Raw genomic sequence first — 15,457 nt, 5'->3', positions numbered from 1 at the left:
GGGTCCGTGCTGCAGGCGGGTTGTGAGAGAAGGCGGGGCCGCAGTGGCACGGCCAGGGGGAGGATGGATTGTGTCGCTCAGGGCCAGCCTGCCGGGCAGGTTGGGTCCAGAGACGCGGTACGTTCAAGCTAGCACACCCCCCGGCAGGGGCATGGGCGCGGGGCCCCGCAGCGCGCGGGCAGGCGCGTGAAGACCCGCTTCATGAAGCGGTATCATCGGGGGCGTGAGCACGCAACGCATTCTTGTCATCGAGGACGATCTGGACATTGCCAACGTCCTGCGCATGGACCTGACGGACGCCGGCTTCGAGGTGGACCACGCCGACAGCGCCATGAACGGCCTGATCAAGGCCCGCGAGGATCAGCCCACCCTGATTCTGCTGGACCTGGGCCTGCCCGACTTCGACGGCGGCGACGTGGTGCAGCGACTGCGCAAGAACAGCGCCGTGCCGATTATTGTGCTGACCGCCCGCGACACCGTGGAAGAAAAGGTGCGCCTGCTGGGCCTGGGCGCCGACGACTACCTGATCAAGCCCTTTCACCCCGATGAACTGCTGGCGCGCGTGAAGGTGCAGCTGCGCCAGCGCACCACCGAGAGCCTGACCATGGGCGACCTGACCCTGGACCCGCAAAAGCGCCTGGTGACCTACAAGGGCGACGAACTGCGCCTGTCGCCCAAGGAGTTCGACATCCTGGCCCTGCTGATTCGCCAGCCGGGGCGCGTGTACTCGCGCCAGGAAATCGGCCAGGATATCTGGCAGGGCCGCCTGCCCGAGGGCAGCAACGTGGTAGACGTGCACATGGCCAACCTGCGCGCCAAGCTGCGCGACCTGGACGGCTACGGGCTGCTGCGCACGGTGCGCGGCGTGGGCTACGCCCTGCGCGGCTGACACGGGACCCCACCGTTGACCCCCACATTGGGTGATGAGGCCTTTTCGGGCCTGGACGCCGGGGCGCTGCTGGCGGCCCTGCCCGACCCTGTGGCCTGGATGGGCCCCGACGGGCACGTGGCCCTAAACCGCGCCGCCCGCGAGCGCATTGGGGGCGTCTCGGCGCAGGGCGACTGGAGCGCGCTGTTTGACGCCGCCAGCGCCGAGGCGCTGCGCGCCGCCGCGCAGCAGGCCATGGCCGGACACAGCGCGCAGGTCACCGTGCGGCTGTTGGAAACCGTGGCCCCGGCGCTGGTGACAGTGGCGCCCGCAGGGGGGGGCGCGCTGGTGCACCTGCATGTGGCGCGCGACCCCCTGGAGGTCGCCATGGAGCTGATGGACAGCCTGCACCTGGGCATGGCGGTGCAGGCCCCGGACGGCCGCATTTTGCAGGCCAACCACGCCGCCACCGCCGTTCTGGGCCTAAGCCTGGACCAGTTGACCGGCCGCGACTCCCTGGACCCGCGCTGGCAGGCCATTCACCCGGACGGCTCGCCCTTTCCCGGAGAAACCCACCCTGCCATGCAGGCGCTGCGCAGCGGCGTGGCCCTGCACCACGTGCCCATGGGCATCTTTCACCCGCCCAGCGAGACGTGGCGCTGGCTGGACGTCTCGGCGATTCCGCGCTTTGCCGCAGGGAACCCAGCGCCCAAGCAGGTCACCACCGTGTTTGCCGATGTCACCGAACTGCGCGCGGCGCAAGAGGCCCTGCGGGCCAGCGAGCAGCGCTTTCGCTCATTGGTGCAGGCCACCGCCCAGGTGGTGTGGACGGCCCGGCCCGACGGCGCTTTTGTGCCGCCGCAACCGGACTGGGAAGCCTTTACCGGCCAGACCCCCGAGCAGTACAGCCCCGGGGGCTGGACGCAGGCCCTGCACCCGGATGACCGCGCGCGCGCCCTGGCCGCGTGGCAGCGGGCGGTGGACACCCGCAGCGGCTACAGCGTGTCGTACCGGGTGCGCCGCGCCGACGGCCAGTACGTGCCCATGGAAGCGCGCGGCGTGCCGGTGCGCGGCGAACAGGGCCAGATTCTGGAGTGGGTGGGCACCAACACGGACGTCACCGAGTTGCAGGCGGCGCAGCAGTTGCTGCTGGACGCCAACGCGGCGCTGGAACAGCGGGTCCAGGACCGCACGGCCGAACTCGCGCAGGTCACGCGCTTTTCCACGCTGCTGCTCACGGCGGCGGGCGAGGGCATTTTTGGCCTGGACGCCCAGGGCGTGACCACCTTTGCCAACCCGGCGGCGGCGCGCATGCTGGGCTACAGCGTGGAGCAGATGATTGGGCAGGCGCAGCACGCGCTGGTGCACCACCACCACGAAGACGGGCGCCCCTACCTGCTGCCCGAGTGCCCCATTCACCAGACCCTGCAAGACGGCCAGACCCGGCGCACCGAGCGCGACGTGATGTGGCACGCCTCTGGACGCGCCGTGCCCGTGGGGTACGTGGTGACGCCCACCCACGACGCGCAGGGGCAGGTGAGCGGCGCCGTGGTGATGGTGCAGGACATCACCGAGCAGGAAAAGGCGCGCGCGCAGCTGCACGAGATGATCGAGAACCTGGAGCGCAGCAACCACGACCTGGAGCAGTTTGCCTACGTGGCCTCGCACGACCTGCAAGAACCGCTGCGCACCATCGGCAGCTACACCGAGCTGCTCTCGCGGCGCTACGCGGGACAACTGGACGACCGCGCCGGGCAGTACCTGCAGTTCACGCAGGCGGCGGTGGAGCGCATGCGCAGCCTCATTCAGGACCTGCTGGCCTTTGCCCGCACCGGGCGGCAGCTCGCGCCCCCCACCCCCCTGGCCCTGGACGAGCTGCTGCAGGCGGTCGCCGCCAACCTGCAGGGCAGCTTGCAGGGCGGCGGCACGCTGAGCTGGGACACCCCGCACCGGGTGTTGGGGCGCGCCTCGCTGCTCATTCAGCTGCTGACCAATCTGGTGGGCAACGGCCTGAAGTTCCATGCGCCGGGCCAGCCGCCCCAGGTGCACGTGTCCTCCGCGCAGGAGGGCCACTTTGTGCACCTGCGGGTGCGTGACCACGGCATTGGCATCGCCCCGGAGTACCACGCCCGGGTCTTCGAGATTTTCCAGCGCCTGCACCACCGCGACACCTTTGCGGGCAACGGCATGGGGCTGGCCATCTGCCGTAAGATTGCGGAGCACCACGGCGGGCGCATCTGGGTCGAGTCTGTGCCTGGACAGGGCAGTACGTTTCATGTGCTTCTGCCGGGGGTGCCCACACCATGACCGCCATGTCTGCTCCTATTGAAATTCTGCTTGTTGAAGACAACGAGCCCGATGTCCTGCTGACCCTGGAAGCCTTTGAGGATTCCCGGGTGCCCAACCGCATGCATGTGGCGCGCGACGGCGTCGAAGCCCTGCGGTTCCTGCGCCGCGAGGGCGAACACGCCCAGGCCCCCCGCCCCGACGTGATCCTGATGGACATCAACATGCCGCGCAAGACGGGGCTGGAGGTGCTCGAAGAGCTGAAGGCCGATCCCGAGCTGCGCAGCATTCCGGTGGTGATGCTCACGACCAGCCAGGCCGACGACGACGTGCGCTCCTCCTACGAGCGCCACGCCAGCGGCTACGTGGTCAAACCCGTGGGCTTCGAGAACTTTCTGGGCGCCATGCGCGCTTTCGAGGCCTTCTGGCTCACCTTCGTGCGCTTTCCGCCGCGCGTGTAGCGGCAGAGGGAGGGGGCCCCAGCAAGCGCTTGCCGGGGCCCCTCCTCTTTACGCTCAGTTCCCCGCTTCGCGCTGAACGGTGCAGTCGCCGCCCACCAGCTGCGTGCCGCTGCCACTCAGCTTGGCGAACACCGCCTTCAGCTCGTCCCGGGCGCCCGCCACGCTCACGCCCGCGTACTCGCGAATGTTGGCATCGTAGGGCTGGCGCACGATGCACACCAGGATGCGCAGCGGGTCGCGAATGTCCTGCACCTGGAAATAGCGCGTGGCTTCTGTGTAGAAGATCAGCGACCGGCCGCTGCTGTAGGTCCAATCGCGGTCCAGGCGGTCGTAGCGGGGGGTCTTGGGCACCACCACTTCGCCGTTCATCGGGTCGTTGTTCTGGTCAAAGCCGGTGATGGTCCAGCGTTCGCCTTCAGCCAGGGGGCCTTGCAGGTCTTCGGGGCCGGTGGCGGCGGGGGCACAGGCGGCAAGAAACAGGGCGGGCAGTAAAAACAGGGCGCGCATACGGCTGCACACCCTAGCGCAATCGTGAAGAGACGGTGGGCAGATGTGCGCCCGGAAGAGGCCTGGCAGCCGACCTGCCTACAGCTCCAGCTCAAGCGGCGTGCGCCGGCCCGCCGGAATGGCAGTGAGCAGCACCTCGTACTTGCCAGTCACAAAGACCTTGTAACCGTGCTTTTGCAGGCCGCGCCGGGCATTCGTGAGGTCAGCGGCCAGCAGGCTCAGGTCCGGGCGGGCGTAGTTGCGCATGCGGGCGCCGTAGCTGAGGGTGCCGTCGCGGTAGCGGGCATTGGGAAAGCCCAGAATCAGGCCGCCCCCCAGGGTCAGGTGCTCGCGGCGCAGGCGGGCGAGCAGCACGTCCTGCACCACCCCGGGGCTTTGCAGCAGGCTCAGGGCCAGCACCAGGTCAAAGCGGCCCAGGCTGGCGGGCAGGGCATTCACGTCCAGGGCCAGAAAATGGGCCTGGGGCCAGCGGGCCTGGGCCGCCGCCAGCGCGTCTGCCTGCAGGTCTATGCCCACCACGTCCAGTTCGCGCCCGGGAAAAGCCAGCGCCAGGGCGTCCAGTTCGCGGCCCGCATTCACGCCCAGCGCCAGCACCCGCCCACCCGGCGGGGGGTCCACCCGGCGCAGGGCCTCCACAAAGGTGGCCAGAAACACCGGGTCTTCCAGTTTATCCACCCGGCCCCAGGTGCCCGCCGGGCCGTAGCCCCCGGCGTCGGGGTCGGGCGTGGGGGCCCAGGTGCGCAGGGTCACGCGCACCCGCCCCGGGCCCGCCGGCTGTGGGGTAAGCAGATGCGCGCCCAGCAGATCGGCCAGATCGGCCCAGACCGCCCAGGGACGGTGGCGGCCGTGTGGGGTGGCCTCGCCCGCGTAGAGCCCCAGCCCCAGGTCCGGGTCGGGCACGGTGAACTGCACCTCGCCCCCTGCGCGCAGGCGCTCTCGCACGGCGGGCAGGATGGCGCTCAGGGGCTCGTGGGTGAAGTGCAGCGGAGCAAAACGGGTCAAGGCCCCGCCAGGATAGACGGGGCCTGCGCTTGGGCGTGCGGGTGGCTTAGCCCTGCAGGGCGGCGGCCAGCTGGCGCAGGCCGTCCTGGTCGGCCTCGGGGGCGTCGGCGGCCAGCGACTCGGTGGCGGCGCCCAGGTCGGGCAGGAGGGCAGCGGCGCCGGCCAGATCGCCGCTTTCCAGGGCCGACTTCAGGCTGGCCAGATGCTCCACCACGGTTTCGGCGCCGGGGACACCGCCTAAGGTCTCATGCCACGCCGTGACGTTCTGAACGGCCGCGCTGGCGGGCACGCCCTGAAGACCGCCCGACAGGGCCTGAAGGGTCTGCTGCAACTGCTGGTTCATGGCAACACCTCCTGAAAGCGGGCAGGGAACGGGACCCGCTGGGCCGGCGCCTGGGCGCACGCCGAGCGGCTTCGTTGCCTCTGTCCTGCCTGCGCAGCAAACCACAGCCCTGGGTGGGGCGAGTGTAGGCGCGCACGCTTCATGAAGCGCCAAGCGACCGTGCTTTTTGCCGCGCCCAGCCGCCACTTTGCAGCACTTCTGACGGTCATGGCCGGGCGATCACGCTGACCTGACCTTATGTCTCCTTCCTGGCCCCACACAGGCGCCGAGCTTGAAGCGCGGCTGACCGCTGTCTTCCTGCGCGCCGCCGACCCCGGCCCTGCCCAGGCGCGGCTGGCCCTGCGCTTTGTGCATACAGAGCCGGAGGCCTGTGTGCTGGTGGACGGCCGCAGCGGGCAGAGTCAGATACGCAGCGGCGCCGCCGCCCGGCAGGGCCCCGCTGACCTTACGTTTGTGCTGAGTGGCAAGGCTGCCCACGCCTTCTGGCGCGGCGACCTGAACCCAGTGGCCGCCATGACGGGCGGGGTGCTCCGGATTGAGGGGCCGCTGCTGCGGGCGCTGGCCCTGGCCCCCGGGTTGAAACAGGTGCAGGCAGCGTACCGGGAGGCGACAGCGGGCCTCTAGCCCGGCCGTCGTCAAAATCCGCCTTGCCTCTTCTCTTGGGCAGGCGCAGTCACGGCGGGACAGTCAAGAGATGCCCCCAGGCCAGGGCCAACCGCTCTAATACCCCCGGTGCTTGACCACGGCGCCCTGGCTTTCCAGCCACCCGGTCACGGTGCCCACAGCAGCCTTTACCCCCGGGGTGATGATCGGGCCCCCAAACTTCGCCAGCCGCACCAGATGGGTGCTGTCCTCGCGCGCGGTGATGCCCACCAGCACCTCCTGGGTCAGCTCGCCTTCCACCACATGCGCCAGGGCCACCCAGCCGTCGCGCCGCAGGCCCTGATACAGCTCCAGCAGCACCACGGTCCACTCGGGGCCGCGCCCCTGGGGGCTGCGCTGGGTGACTTTCTCGAAGGTCTGGGGCTCGAAGGTGGCGGGCAGGGTCAGCACGGCGTGGGGCACGGGGGTCTCCGGGGTGGGGGAATTGGGGTAGGCAGCGGTCTCGCCGTGGGGCACCGGCGCGTGGGCCACCGGCACGAAGCGGGCGTGGTTCACGCCCAGGCCCAGATCGCGCCACTTGAGGGCGTATTTGGTTTCCAGGGCGGCCGGGGGCGGCGGGCCCAGGTCCACGCGCATCACGCCGCTCGCTTCGGCCTCGGCGCAGGCAAAGGCGAAATACTCGTCGTGGTCGGTGGTGAGGAGCAAAGCACCCCCCGGCCTCAGGCGACTGGCGGCCAGCTGGAAAAAGGGGGCGCGCAGCAGGCGGTGGTCGGTGTGCCCGGCTTTGGGCCAGGGATCGGGGAAATTGACCACGATCAGGTCCAGCCCGGCGTGCGGCACCACCTCGCGCACCAGCACGTCGGCGGGCATTTTGGTGAGGATGGCGTTCGTCAGCCCGGCGGCTTTCAGGCGGCGGTGCGCCTTGAGCAGGGACACCCCCGAGAGTTCCACCCCCAGGTAATTGGGCGCTTCTGCGAACGTCTCGGCAAAGTGCGGCCAGAAGCGGCCGTCGCCAAAGCCGACCTCCAGCACCCAGGGGCGCTCTGGCGTGTCGGGGTACAGGCGCGCGGCATGGTCTGGAAACTGAAAATCCGAGAGGCGGAAAATCATGCGCGCTCCTCGAGCAGTTCGGCGGCCAGCCGCGCGGCGCCTTCCAGCACGCTGGCGTACGTGTGCTCGCCGGGGGTGCACTGGCCCAGCATCCGTACCCGTTCAAAGCGGCCCACCCGGAAGCCGTCCAGTTCGCCCGGGGCCGGCACCAGAAAGCGCACGTCGTAGGGGGGCTCCACGCCCTCGCCCTCGGCGCGGCGCTCCTGGCCCACCAGCCACACGCCGCTGCGCGCCAAGTCGTCGGCCAGAAAGTCGTAGGCCACTTCAGAGAGGCGCCCGGCTTCTTCCATCGTGTCGCCCACCAGCAGCCGCCCCTTCAGGAAGGCCCCCACCGCCAGCACCGCCTGCCGGGCGCGCAGCTTTGGCCCTTCCCAGGTGGAGAGCACCACCTCGCTGTCTTCCTCGTCCAGCGCGGTCACGGTGCTTTGCAGCAGGTGAATGCCGGCGGTTTCCTCAATGCGCGCCTTAAGCAGGCGGTGAAAGGTCCAGCCGTCGGTGCCCTGCACCATACCCGCGCGGACCTCTTCGAACAGACTGCCGGCCGGAAAGGTGACGCCCTGCGTGGTGGGCTGGTACAGGTTGCCCAGGTGGTCCAGGGCCTGCGAGACCAGCAGCACATCCTGCCCAGCGTGCGCCAGCCGCCACGCGAGTTCCGTGCCCGCCAGCCCGGCACCCACCACGGCCACGTCGTACAGGTGCCCGGGTTGCGGGCGGCTTCGGGGAGAGGCGGGACCAAACATGGGGGCCAGTGTAGGGGAATGGGGTGTGGGGAGTGGGGTGTGGGAAGTGGGAAAAGAAGGAGGCGGGGCGCGGGAAAAGAGGAGAGTGGGTGGTGGGCGGCTTAGGTGGTCTGTGGGCCCCCTCTGCAAGCAGCTCTTCGAGCCACCCCTTGCTGCGCAAGGCCCTCTCTGCGGCGCAGCTCTTCGAGTCCCACGGGGGGAGAGGGTCGAAACACCACCCTATCTGTTCAAAAGTAGAACCTTCTAGGCCGCACCAAGACCGCTTGCCCCTCTCCCGCCCAAGTCCAAACGAAGCCGTCGTGCGCGCAGCGCGCGGGCGTGGGGCGATGGGCGGAGAAAGGCCACGGCGTACAGCGCGGGACGAAGCCGGGCCGCCCCGCATCGTCAGTCAACGTTTGCCAGCGCAGCGCCGCTCCCCCTGCCCCTCTGGGGTAGGGGGCTGGGGGGTGGGGCAAAGCCACCAGCAACCGTCATCCAACAACCCCCCCGCCCCTCTACCCTACCCCCATGCCCCCCAACCCCGGCTACGCCTACCGAACCCAGGTTCACCGCCCCTGGCCCGGCGTGCTGGCCTTTCTCAGCCACGAATACCGCCACTCTGGCCCCGCCACCTGGGCCGCGCGCCTGCAGGGGGGCGAACTGGAGGTGGACGGCGTGCGCCTCACCCATGACCAGCCCCTGCGCCCCGGACAGACGGTGACCTGGCACCGCCCCCCCTGGCAGGAGGAGGCCGCGCCCCTGCACTACGCCGTGCTCCACGAGGACGAGGGCCTGCTGGCGGTCCATAAGCCGGCCGGTCTGCCCACCCTGCCGGGCGGCGGCTTTCTGGCCCATACCCTCCTGACCCTGGTGCAGCAGGACTTCCCCGGCGCCCACCCGCTGCACCGCCTGGGGCGCGGCACCTCGGGGCTGGTGCTGTTTGCCCGCACGGGGGCGGCGGGCTCGGCCCTGGCCCAGGCGTGGCGCGAACATGAGGTGCGCAAGGTTTACCGCGCGCTGGCGCAGGGCGAGGCCGCGCAGGACGCCTTTACGATCACCACGCCCATCGGCCCGGTGCCCCACCCCCGCCTGGGCACGGTGCATGCCGCCTCGGCGGGGGGTAAGGCCTCGCTCAGCCACGCCCAGGTCCGGCAGCGCCGCCCGGGGCAGACGCTCTTTGACGTGCAGATCCACACCGGACGGCCCCACCAGATCCGCATTCACCTCGCCAGCATTGGGCACCCGCTGGTGGGCGACCCGCTGTATGGCCCCGGCGGCACGCCGCACTCAGACCTGCCGGGCCTGCCCGGCGACCTGGGCTACGCGCTGCACGCCTGGACCCTGAGCCTCACCCACCCGCTGACCGGCGAGCCCCTGACCCTGGAAGCCCCGCCACCCCCCGAACTGCGTTAGGGCCCTCGCGCTGCGGCGCCGCTGTCTTCGTCCGCTTGGTTAGTCTTCAGATCAACGGCGAGAGACTTAGCGCTCGGTTTCGGCGGTGTAGGTGCCGTCGGCCCGGCCCCGGAAGGTCACGGTGCCCTGGCGGTCGGTGCGGTATACCCGCGCGCCCGCCTGCTTGTACAGGGCCAGCGCCTTCTGGGTGGGGTGCCCGTAAGAGTTGGGCGTGCCCACGCTGATGACCACGTTCTCGGGGCGCACATTCGCCAGCCACGCGGCGCTGTCGCCATTGGCCGCGCCGTGGTGAATGCTCTTGTACACCTGAAAAGGGCCCTTCAGGTCGTCGCGTTCCTGGGCCAGCCAACCTTCGGTTTCGGGCGTTTCGCTGTCGCCGGTCATCAGGGCGCGGAAGGCGCCGAACTGCAAGGCGATGCCCACACTGTTCTCGTTCTGGTCGTCACCCATACCGGGGGGCGGGGCCACCACGCGCAGCTTCACGCTGCCCAGGTTGACCGTCTGGTTGCTGGCCTTGGTAAAGGTGGTGCCAGCGTCCTGCAGGGCCGCAACCAGCCGCTCCCAGGTCTGGGTGGTGCCGCCCAGGCCATTGTTGATAAACACGCGCGGCTTCAGGGCAGCGGCGGGCACCAGCCCGGCGATGTGGTCGGCATCGGCGTGCGAGGCCACCATCAGGTCCAGGCTCTTCACGTCCAGGGCTTTTAAGTGCTCGCGCATCCGCTCACTGCTGCGGCCACCGTCTATCAGCAGGGTCTTGCCTTCAGGGCTCTGGATCAGAATGGCGTCGCCCTGGCCCACGTCCAGAAAGCGGATCACCACCTCGCCGCCGGGCTGCGCCGGGGCGGGCTGGCCGCCCCCCTCAGTGCCGCCCTGCTGGCGCATCCAGCCGCAGGCCGCCAGCCCCACAGTGCCCAGCAGCACCAGCACCCCCAGCAGGTCTGAGGGGCTGGGCCCACGGCCGGCGCGGCGTTTCGGGGCGCGCGCCGCGCGGCCTGGGGTGGGGGTCTGGCTGGTCCGGGGGGCGGCTGGTTTCGCGGCGGGTTTCCTGGCCGCCGCTGGCGCTTTTCCGTGGTCGCCGGCCGCCTTCTTCGCCGCGCGGGCAGCGGGCTTCTTCGGCGTGGGCTTGTCCCCGCCGCTCACAGCGTGATCTCCCCGTCATCGTTCAGGGGCAGGGCGCCGCGTCCCGCCTCGTTCAGGGTGTCCAGCGCAGCCTGGGCGGCGGCGCGGCGCGCGGCCGTCTCGCCGGGCAGGGGCAGCAGCCGCGCGCCGTCCGGGCCGTCGTGCAGGGCCAGCACGTCGCCTTCTTTCACCCCGTCCGGCAGCTGGGTGAGCGGCAGCACCACCGTGCGGCCGTCGGGCCGCTCCAGCCGGGCCACCGGGCCGCGCGGCGTGGCTTCCAGGCCGTCCACGATCCAGCGTTCGGCGGGCAGTTCTGTCTGTGCCGGATCACTCCTCTGGGTCATGTTCTCAGCGTAGCGCAGCGCCACCGGGCCTGGGCGTGGTCCGGGGTGGATTTAGGGATGTGGGCGGGGCCACGGCGGGCAGGGGTCAGCTGCCGTCGTCCGCTTCCAGGTCCAGCAGGCGGGGGGTGCGCCGCCGCTTGGCGCGGTACATCCGTGCGTCGGCCTCGCGCAGCCACTCGCTGAGGGTGGCGCCGGGCCACGCGGCGGCCAACCCCACGTTCAGGCGTGGCGGCTGGGGCACCGGCCACGCGGCCGCCGCCACCTGCCCCAGCCACGCGTCCAGCTGCGCCTCGGCGCGGGGCAGTGGCAGGGGCAGCAGCGCGGCGAATTCGTCGCCGCCCAGCCGGAAGGCGTGGTTGCCGGGCCCCAGGTCGCGCAGCAAGCCCGCCAGCACCACCAGCACCTGATCGCCGGCCAGATGCCCGTAGGTGTCGTTGATGACCTTGAATTCCTGCACGTCCACCACCGCCAGGGTGCAGGGCGGCCCGTGCGTGCCTCGGCGCAGCGTGGCCTGGGCCTGCTCGGTAAAGTGGCGGCGGTTGGCCACGCCGGTCAGGGGATCGGTGCGGGCCTCGCGCTCAATGCGCTCGTGCAGGGCCGCGTTTTCCAGCGCCACGCTGAGGTGCACGCCCAGCAGCTCCAGAAATTCCAGGTCCTCGGGAACAAAAGCGTGCAGGTCGTAGCTCTGCACCGACAGCACCCCCACGTCCTCGCCGCCCACCTGCAGCGGCACGCCCATCCAGGACATGGTGTGCGGCAGATCGTGGCGGTAGTGCACCCGCACCACCCCCAGGCCCTCGCGCTGCAGGTAGGCCGGCAGGTCGTTTTCCAGGCGCAGCGTGCCGCCCAGCACGCGCTCCAGCAGGCCGTCGCGGCGCGGGGCCAGGACCTGCTCGGCCATGTTGTGGCTTTCCAGGGTCAGGCAGTGCCAGCCGCCCTCCGGGGTGCGCCGCGCCAGCAGGGTCACGGGCATGGCAAACAGGCGCTGCACCTCCACGTGCATGGTGCGCAGCAGGTCCGGGGTGCGCGCGTGCCGGGCCAGGGCCGCCGTGACCTGCACCAGGGAACGGTACCGGGCAATCTGCCGCTGGGCGTCGGCGGTGGGGGTGCTCACCTTGGCGCCCATTGTGGCACGCGCGGAGCAGGCTGCGCCCCCTGCCCCCGGGGGCGTTCACCGGGGGCAGGGGGACATTTTCAGCCCCCGCCTGCGCGTATCCTGCCCCCATGAAGTGGCTCTCCGATCCGGCGCTGGCCCCCATTGCCGAGAAGGTCGAGGCCGGGGCCCGACTGAGCTTTGACGAAGGCATGCAGCTGTTCAGAACCCGCGACCTGAACACCCTGATGCGCCTGGCCGACTGGCGCAAGCGGGCGCTGCACGGCGACAAGGTGTACTTCGTGCACTCCATGCGCCTGGAGTTCACCAACATCTGCTACGTGGGCTGCACCTTCTGCGCCTTTGCCGCCCGCAAGGGCGAGGCGCGCGCCTGGGACTACAGCCCCGAAGAAGTGGTGGCCGAGGTGGGGCGGCGCTACCTGCCCGGCATCACCGAACTGCACATGAGCAGCGGACACCACCCCAACCACCCCTGGGCCTTTTACCCGGAAATGGTGCAGCGCCTGCGTGAGGCCTACCCGGACCTGCAGGTCAAGGCCTTCACGGCCGCCGAAATCGAGCACCTCAGCAAGATCAGCAAAAAGCCCACCCTGGAGGTGCTCCGCGAGTTGCAGGCGGCCGGGCTGGCGGCCATGCCCGGCGGCGGCGCCGAGATCTTTGCCGACCGGGTCCGTAAACAGGTCGCCAAAAACAAGGTCAAGGCCGAGAAGTGGCTGCAGATTCACGCCGAGGCCCACTCGCTGGGCATGCGCACGAACGCCACCATGCTCTATGGGCACATCGAAACGCTGGAAGAGCGCCTGGACCACATGCACCGCCTGCGCGAGTTGCAAGACGACTCGGTGGCCCGATACGGCGGCGGCTTTCACGCCTTTATTCCGCTGGCTTTTCAGCCGCTGGGCAACACCCTGGCACAGAACCTGGGCAAGACCGATTTCACCACCGGCCTGGACGACCTGCGCAATCTCGCCGTGGCGCGCATCTACCTGGATAACTTCCCGCACATCAAGGGCTACTGGGTGATGATCGGCTCGGAGCTGACCCAGGTGAGCCTGGACTGGGGCGTGTCGGACATTGACGGCACCATTCAGGAAGAGCACATTGCGCACGCCGCCGGGGCCACCAGCCCCATGGCACTGTCGCAGGCGGGCATGATCCGCATGATTCAGCACGCCGGGCGCGTGCCAGTGCTGCGCGACGCCTACTACCATGAACTCGAAACCTTTCCCCGCAGCGCGGAAGCGGCGGACTGAGCCGTGGGCACCGACCTGGACGCCGTGCTGGCCCTGGACGACGCCTGGAACGCGGCCTACCACCACGGCGACCCGGCGCGCATGGCCGCCGTACTGGCCGAGGACTGGCTGGCCTTTTTCCCCGACGGCACCGCCGTGTTCAAGGCCGACCTGCTGGCCAACATGAACCGCACCCCGCCCCCCGGCCTGATTTTCGAGCGCCACGCCAGCCGCGTGTACGGCGACGCGGCCATTACCCGGGGCACCCTGTACGCCGGCGGCGAGCGCGTGCAAAGTTTCCTGCGCGTGTATGCCCGCCGAGAGGGAGGGTGGCAGGCCGTGAGTGTGCAGGTGGTGCCGTGAGGGGGGTGATGGTTGATGGTTCATGGTTGATGGAGGGGTCGGTAGGCACCTCTGGCCTTGCGCAGGGATTTTCTCCATCCACCTTCAACCTTCACCCATCAACGCGCACCGCAGGTGCGCTATGACCTACCGCGCCGGCTGGATTCACTACACCAACGTGGCCCCCATTCTTGACACCCTGGCGTTGCCATCTGGCGTCACGGCCATCACGGGCGTGCCCACCGAGATGAACGCGGCGCTGCTGTCGGGGCGGGTGGACATCGCCAACATCAGCGCGGTCGAGTTCATTCGCCATGCCGACATTCTGGAAGCCCTGCCGGATTTCAGCGTGGCGGTGCTGGGGCCGGTGTATTCGGTGAACCTGTTTCACACGCGGCCCCTGCGCCAGGTGCGCCGCATTGCCCTGACCGCGCAGTCGGCCATGAGCGTGGCGCTGCTGGAGGTGCTGCTGCGCGAGTGGGGCCTGAGCCCAGTGCTGGAGCGCGCCGAGGGCGACGCCGAGACGCTGCTGAAGGGGGGTTACGACGGCGTGCTGCGCATTGGCGACAGCGCCCTGCGCGAGTGGTATGGCGTGGCCGGGCCGCTAACCCCGCAGACCACCATGACCAGCCTGCCCAACACCGGCCGGGGCATCACCGTGACGGACCTGGCCTGCGCGTGGTTTGACCTGACCGGGCACCCCTTCACCTTTGCCGTGTGGGCCTACCGCAAGGACAACCCCCCACCCCCGGCGCTGATTCAGGCCATGCGCGAGGCCCGCCGGGAGGGCCTGGGGCACCTCGCCGCCGTGGCCCGGCGCCACGCCCCGCGCCTGGGGCTGCCGGAGCGCGTGGTGCAGCATTACCTGTGGAACTTCCGCTACCACCTGGAAGCGCCGGATCGTCTGGGCCTGCACGAATTCGCCGCCAAGGCCGTACCGGGCCACGCCGAGCTGACCTTTGGGCCCCGGCCGGGGCCGGTGGCGGCCCGCCGGCCCTATGAACCCACGCACTGAACGCCGGCGGACTCGGCAGGCTCAGGGACAGCGGAACGAAACGCCGCCCCCTGGCACCTGGACCGCGCTGAACCCGGTGCTGAGCGGCGGTCTTGTGGTGGGAACACTGGGGGGCGTGGGCGTGCTGAGCCAGCCGGGGGCGCCACTGGCCTGGGCGGTCCTTGGCGCAGGGCTCCTGGCGATAGGCTGGGGGGCCTGGCAGGCAGTGCACAGGGTGCCGGCCCAGTCACTGCGCAAGACCTCGCCTGAGCCTTCACCGGCCCCAGCGCCCCGCCCGCGCCGACGGCTGCGGCTGATCACCGAACAGCCGCAGCTGGGCAAAGACCTGCACCTGCGCCTGCAGATTTCACCCCCGTCTGCACCTACCCCCAAAGACCTGACCCTCTGGCTTCAGGTGCCGGGCCACACCATTCCGCTTCCTCTCTGTGCCGTCACACGTTCGCAGCAGGGCGAAGAACAGTGGCATGACCTGACCACCCGTCTGCCCCGGCGAGTTCCCGCAGGCCCCGTCACGGTCGGGGCTGGGCGCGCCCAGTGCCGCCTGCCGGCCCTGCGTCCTGCACCGCCGCTTCAATTGCAGCGGCAGCTGGGCGAGGTCGAAGCCTGCAAAGTGCTACTGGGCGGCACAGCGCCCGCCCACACGGCGGCTCAACTGTACGGCCTGCCAGTCCAGGCCTGGAGGGAGCTGACCAGCGAGGATTTGCGCCGGGCCTTTCCCGTCACGGCCGAGCAGGTGGCGGCCTATGCCTGCGCGACGGGCTGGAGCGAGCGACATATCCACCGGACCCCCGCCGACAGACCGCTGCCCCTCATGGTGGAGATGGACGGCGGGTTCAGCCTGCTGAGACAGGGGGGCTACAGCGAGATAGAGGTCGTGCACACCGCCCCGACCCGCGAGGCCATTGTGCAGGCGTACCTGCGCTGGCACTTTCCCTGGTTGCCGCTGGCCGGGAAAAGAGCCCAGCCCCTGGGTAACGTC

Annotated in this window: 17 protein-coding genes; 9 read left to right on the top strand and 8 right to left on the bottom strand. The window is 70.1% G+C overall.

Annotation, left to right across the window (positions count from 1 at the left end; translation table 11 throughout):
• Positions 1-223: 223 nt before the first annotated feature.
• Genes K7W41_RS03075 through K7W41_RS03065 form a run of 3 tightly spaced genes read left to right on the top strand, consistent with a single transcriptional unit; the run spans position 224 to position 3,615 of the window.
• Entirely contained in the window at positions 224-889 is a 666-nt protein-coding gene (locus K7W41_RS03075; RefSeq protein WP_107137083.1) for a response regulator transcription factor, read from the top strand.
• A gap of 15 nt (positions 890-904) precedes the next feature.
• Entirely contained in the window at positions 905-3,175 is a 2,271-nt protein-coding gene (locus K7W41_RS03070) for a PAS domain-containing sensor histidine kinase (RefSeq protein WP_224604609.1), read from the top strand.
• A gap of 5 nt (positions 3,176-3,180) precedes the next feature.
• The gene (locus K7W41_RS03065; RefSeq protein WP_396114965.1) at positions 3,181-3,615 is read left to right on the top strand and encodes a response regulator; all 435 of its coding nucleotides are present in this window, start codon (positions 3,181-3,183) and stop codon (positions 3,613-3,615) included.
• Between the two features lie 54 nt (positions 3,616-3,669).
• Here the strand turns inward: K7W41_RS03065 and K7W41_RS03060 are convergent, their stop codons facing one another.
• From K7W41_RS03060 to K7W41_RS03050, 3 genes are all read right to left on the bottom strand, one after another.
• Entirely contained in the window at positions 3,670-4,122 is a 453-nt protein-coding gene (locus tag K7W41_RS03060; RefSeq protein ID WP_224604604.1) for a hypothetical protein, read from the bottom strand.
• Between the two features lie 78 nt (positions 4,123-4,200).
• Entirely contained in the window at positions 4,201-5,124 is a 924-nt protein-coding gene (locus K7W41_RS03055; RefSeq protein WP_224604602.1) for a methyltransferase domain-containing protein, read from the bottom strand.
• A 46-nt stretch (positions 5,125-5,170) separates the two neighbouring features.
• Positions 5,171-5,467, bottom strand: coding sequence for a hypothetical protein (locus K7W41_RS03050; protein ID WP_224604600.1), 297 nt, complete (start codon positions 5,465-5,467; stop codon positions 5,171-5,173).
• 237 nt (positions 5,468-5,704) lie between these two features.
• Between K7W41_RS03050 and K7W41_RS03045 the strand changes: the two genes are divergently transcribed.
• Positions 5,705-6,091 carry a hypothetical protein gene (locus K7W41_RS03045; protein ID WP_224604599.1) on the top strand — a complete coding sequence of 129 codons (387 nt, stop codon included), beginning with the start codon at positions 5,705-5,707 and terminating at the stop codon, positions 6,089-6,091.
• Positions 6,092-6,187: 96 nt separating this feature from the next.
• Here the strand turns inward: K7W41_RS03045 and trmB are convergent, their stop codons facing one another.
• Both trmB and K7W41_RS03035 read right to left on the bottom strand, forming a co-directional pair.
• Positions 6,188-7,180 carry a tRNA (guanine(46)-N(7))-methyltransferase TrmB gene (trmB, locus tag K7W41_RS03040; protein ID WP_224604598.1) on the bottom strand — a complete coding sequence of 331 codons (993 nt, stop codon included), beginning with the start codon at positions 7,178-7,180 and terminating at the stop codon, positions 6,188-6,190.
• Complete coding sequence (locus K7W41_RS03035) at positions 7,177-7,920, bottom strand: FAD-dependent oxidoreductase (RefSeq protein WP_224604597.1); 744 nt, start codon at positions 7,918-7,920, stop codon at positions 7,177-7,179. The genes trmB and K7W41_RS03035 overlap by 4 nt, the downstream gene beginning before the upstream one ends.
• A 507-nt stretch (positions 7,921-8,427) precedes the next feature.
• On the opposite strand from K7W41_RS03035, the gene K7W41_RS03030 reads away from it, so the two are divergent.
• The gene (locus K7W41_RS03030; protein WP_224604596.1) at positions 8,428-9,312 is read left to right on the top strand and encodes an RluA family pseudouridine synthase; all 885 of its coding nucleotides are present in this window, start codon (positions 8,428-8,430) and stop codon (positions 9,310-9,312) included.
• Positions 9,313-9,378: 66 nt separating this feature from the next.
• Here the strand turns inward: K7W41_RS03030 and K7W41_RS03025 are convergent, their stop codons facing one another.
• The 3 genes from K7W41_RS03025 to K7W41_RS03015 form a co-directional block, all read right to left on the bottom strand.
• Positions 9,379-10,452, bottom strand: coding sequence for a ComEC/Rec2 family competence protein (locus K7W41_RS03025; protein WP_224604595.1), 1,074 nt, complete (start codon positions 10,450-10,452; stop codon positions 9,379-9,381).
• Positions 10,449-10,775: a DUF3006 domain-containing protein gene (locus K7W41_RS03020; protein ID WP_224604594.1), complete on the bottom strand. Its 327-nt coding sequence runs from the start codon at positions 10,773-10,775 to the stop codon at positions 10,449-10,451. Before K7W41_RS03020 ends, K7W41_RS03025 begins: the two co-directional genes overlap by 4 nt.
• Positions 10,776-10,860: 85 nt before the next feature.
• Positions 10,861-11,889, bottom strand: a complete 1,029-nt coding sequence (locus K7W41_RS03015) for a GGDEF domain-containing protein (protein WP_224604593.1) — start codon at positions 11,887-11,889, stop codon at positions 10,861-10,863.
• Between the two features lie 110 nt (positions 11,890-11,999).
• Here K7W41_RS03015 and mqnE point away from each other — a divergent pair, with 110 nt between their 5' ends.
• The 4 genes from mqnE to K7W41_RS02995 form a co-directional block, all read left to right on the top strand.
• Positions 12,000-13,142: an aminofutalosine synthase MqnE gene (gene mqnE / locus K7W41_RS03010; RefSeq protein WP_224604592.1), complete on the top strand. Its 1,143-nt coding sequence runs from the start codon at positions 12,000-12,002 to the stop codon at positions 13,140-13,142.
• Positions 13,143-13,145: 3 nt separating this feature from the next.
• Entirely contained in the window at positions 13,146-13,484 is a 339-nt protein-coding gene (locus K7W41_RS03005) for a nuclear transport factor 2 family protein (RefSeq protein ID WP_224604589.1), read from the top strand.
• Between the two features lie 121 nt (positions 13,485-13,605).
• Positions 13,606-14,478, top strand: coding sequence for a menaquinone biosynthetic enzyme MqnA/MqnD family protein (locus K7W41_RS03000; protein WP_224604585.1), 873 nt, complete (start codon positions 13,606-13,608; stop codon positions 14,476-14,478).
• A 214-nt stretch (positions 14,479-14,692) separates the two neighbouring features.
• A partial coding sequence (locus K7W41_RS02995) for a hypothetical protein (protein WP_224604581.1) occupies positions 14,693-15,457 on the top strand: 765 nt, incomplete at its 3' end.

The sequence above is a fragment of the Deinococcus multiflagellatus genome, assembly GCF_020166415.1.
Lineage (GTDB): Bacteria > Deinococcota > Deinococci > Deinococcales > Deinococcaceae > Deinococcus > Deinococcus multiflagellatus.
The sequence above is the reverse complement of the archived record's forward strand: the minus strand, read 5'-3'. Positions and strand labels throughout refer to the sequence as shown.

Excerpts from the sequence above, each read along its gene's own strand:
- K7W41_RS03065 (WP_396114965.1), top strand. The coding sequence starts at position 3,181 with ATGTCTGCTCCTATTGAAATTCTGCTTGTTGAAGACAACGAGCCCGAT.
- K7W41_RS03060 (WP_224604604.1), bottom strand. The coding sequence starts at position 4,122 with ATGCGCGCCCTGTTTTTACTGCCCGCCCTGTTTCTTGCCGCCTGTGCC.
- K7W41_RS03050 (WP_224604600.1), bottom strand. The coding sequence starts at position 5,467 with ATGAACCAGCAGTTGCAGCAGACCCTTCAGGCCCTGTCGGGCGGTCTT.
- K7W41_RS03045 (WP_224604599.1), top strand. The coding sequence starts at position 5,705 with ATGTCTCCTTCCTGGCCCCACACAGGCGCCGAGCTTGAAGCGCGGCTG.
- trmB (WP_224604598.1), bottom strand. The coding sequence starts at position 7,180 with ATGATTTTCCGCCTCTCGGATTTTCAGTTTCCAGACCATGCCGCGCGC.
- K7W41_RS03035 (WP_224604597.1), bottom strand. The coding sequence starts at position 7,920 with ATGTTTGGTCCCGCCTCTCCCCGAAGCCGCCCGCAACCCGGGCACCTG.
- K7W41_RS03030 (WP_224604596.1), top strand. The coding sequence starts at position 8,428 with ATGCCCCCCAACCCCGGCTACGCCTACCGAACCCAGGTTCACCGCCCC.
- K7W41_RS03020 (WP_224604594.1), bottom strand. The coding sequence starts at position 10,775 with ATGACCCAGAGGAGTGATCCGGCACAGACAGAACTGCCCGCCGAACGC.
- mqnE (WP_224604592.1), top strand. The coding sequence starts at position 12,000 with ATGAAGTGGCTCTCCGATCCGGCGCTGGCCCCCATTGCCGAGAAGGTC.
- K7W41_RS03000 (WP_224604585.1), top strand. The coding sequence starts at position 13,606 with ATGACCTACCGCGCCGGCTGGATTCACTACACCAACGTGGCCCCCATT.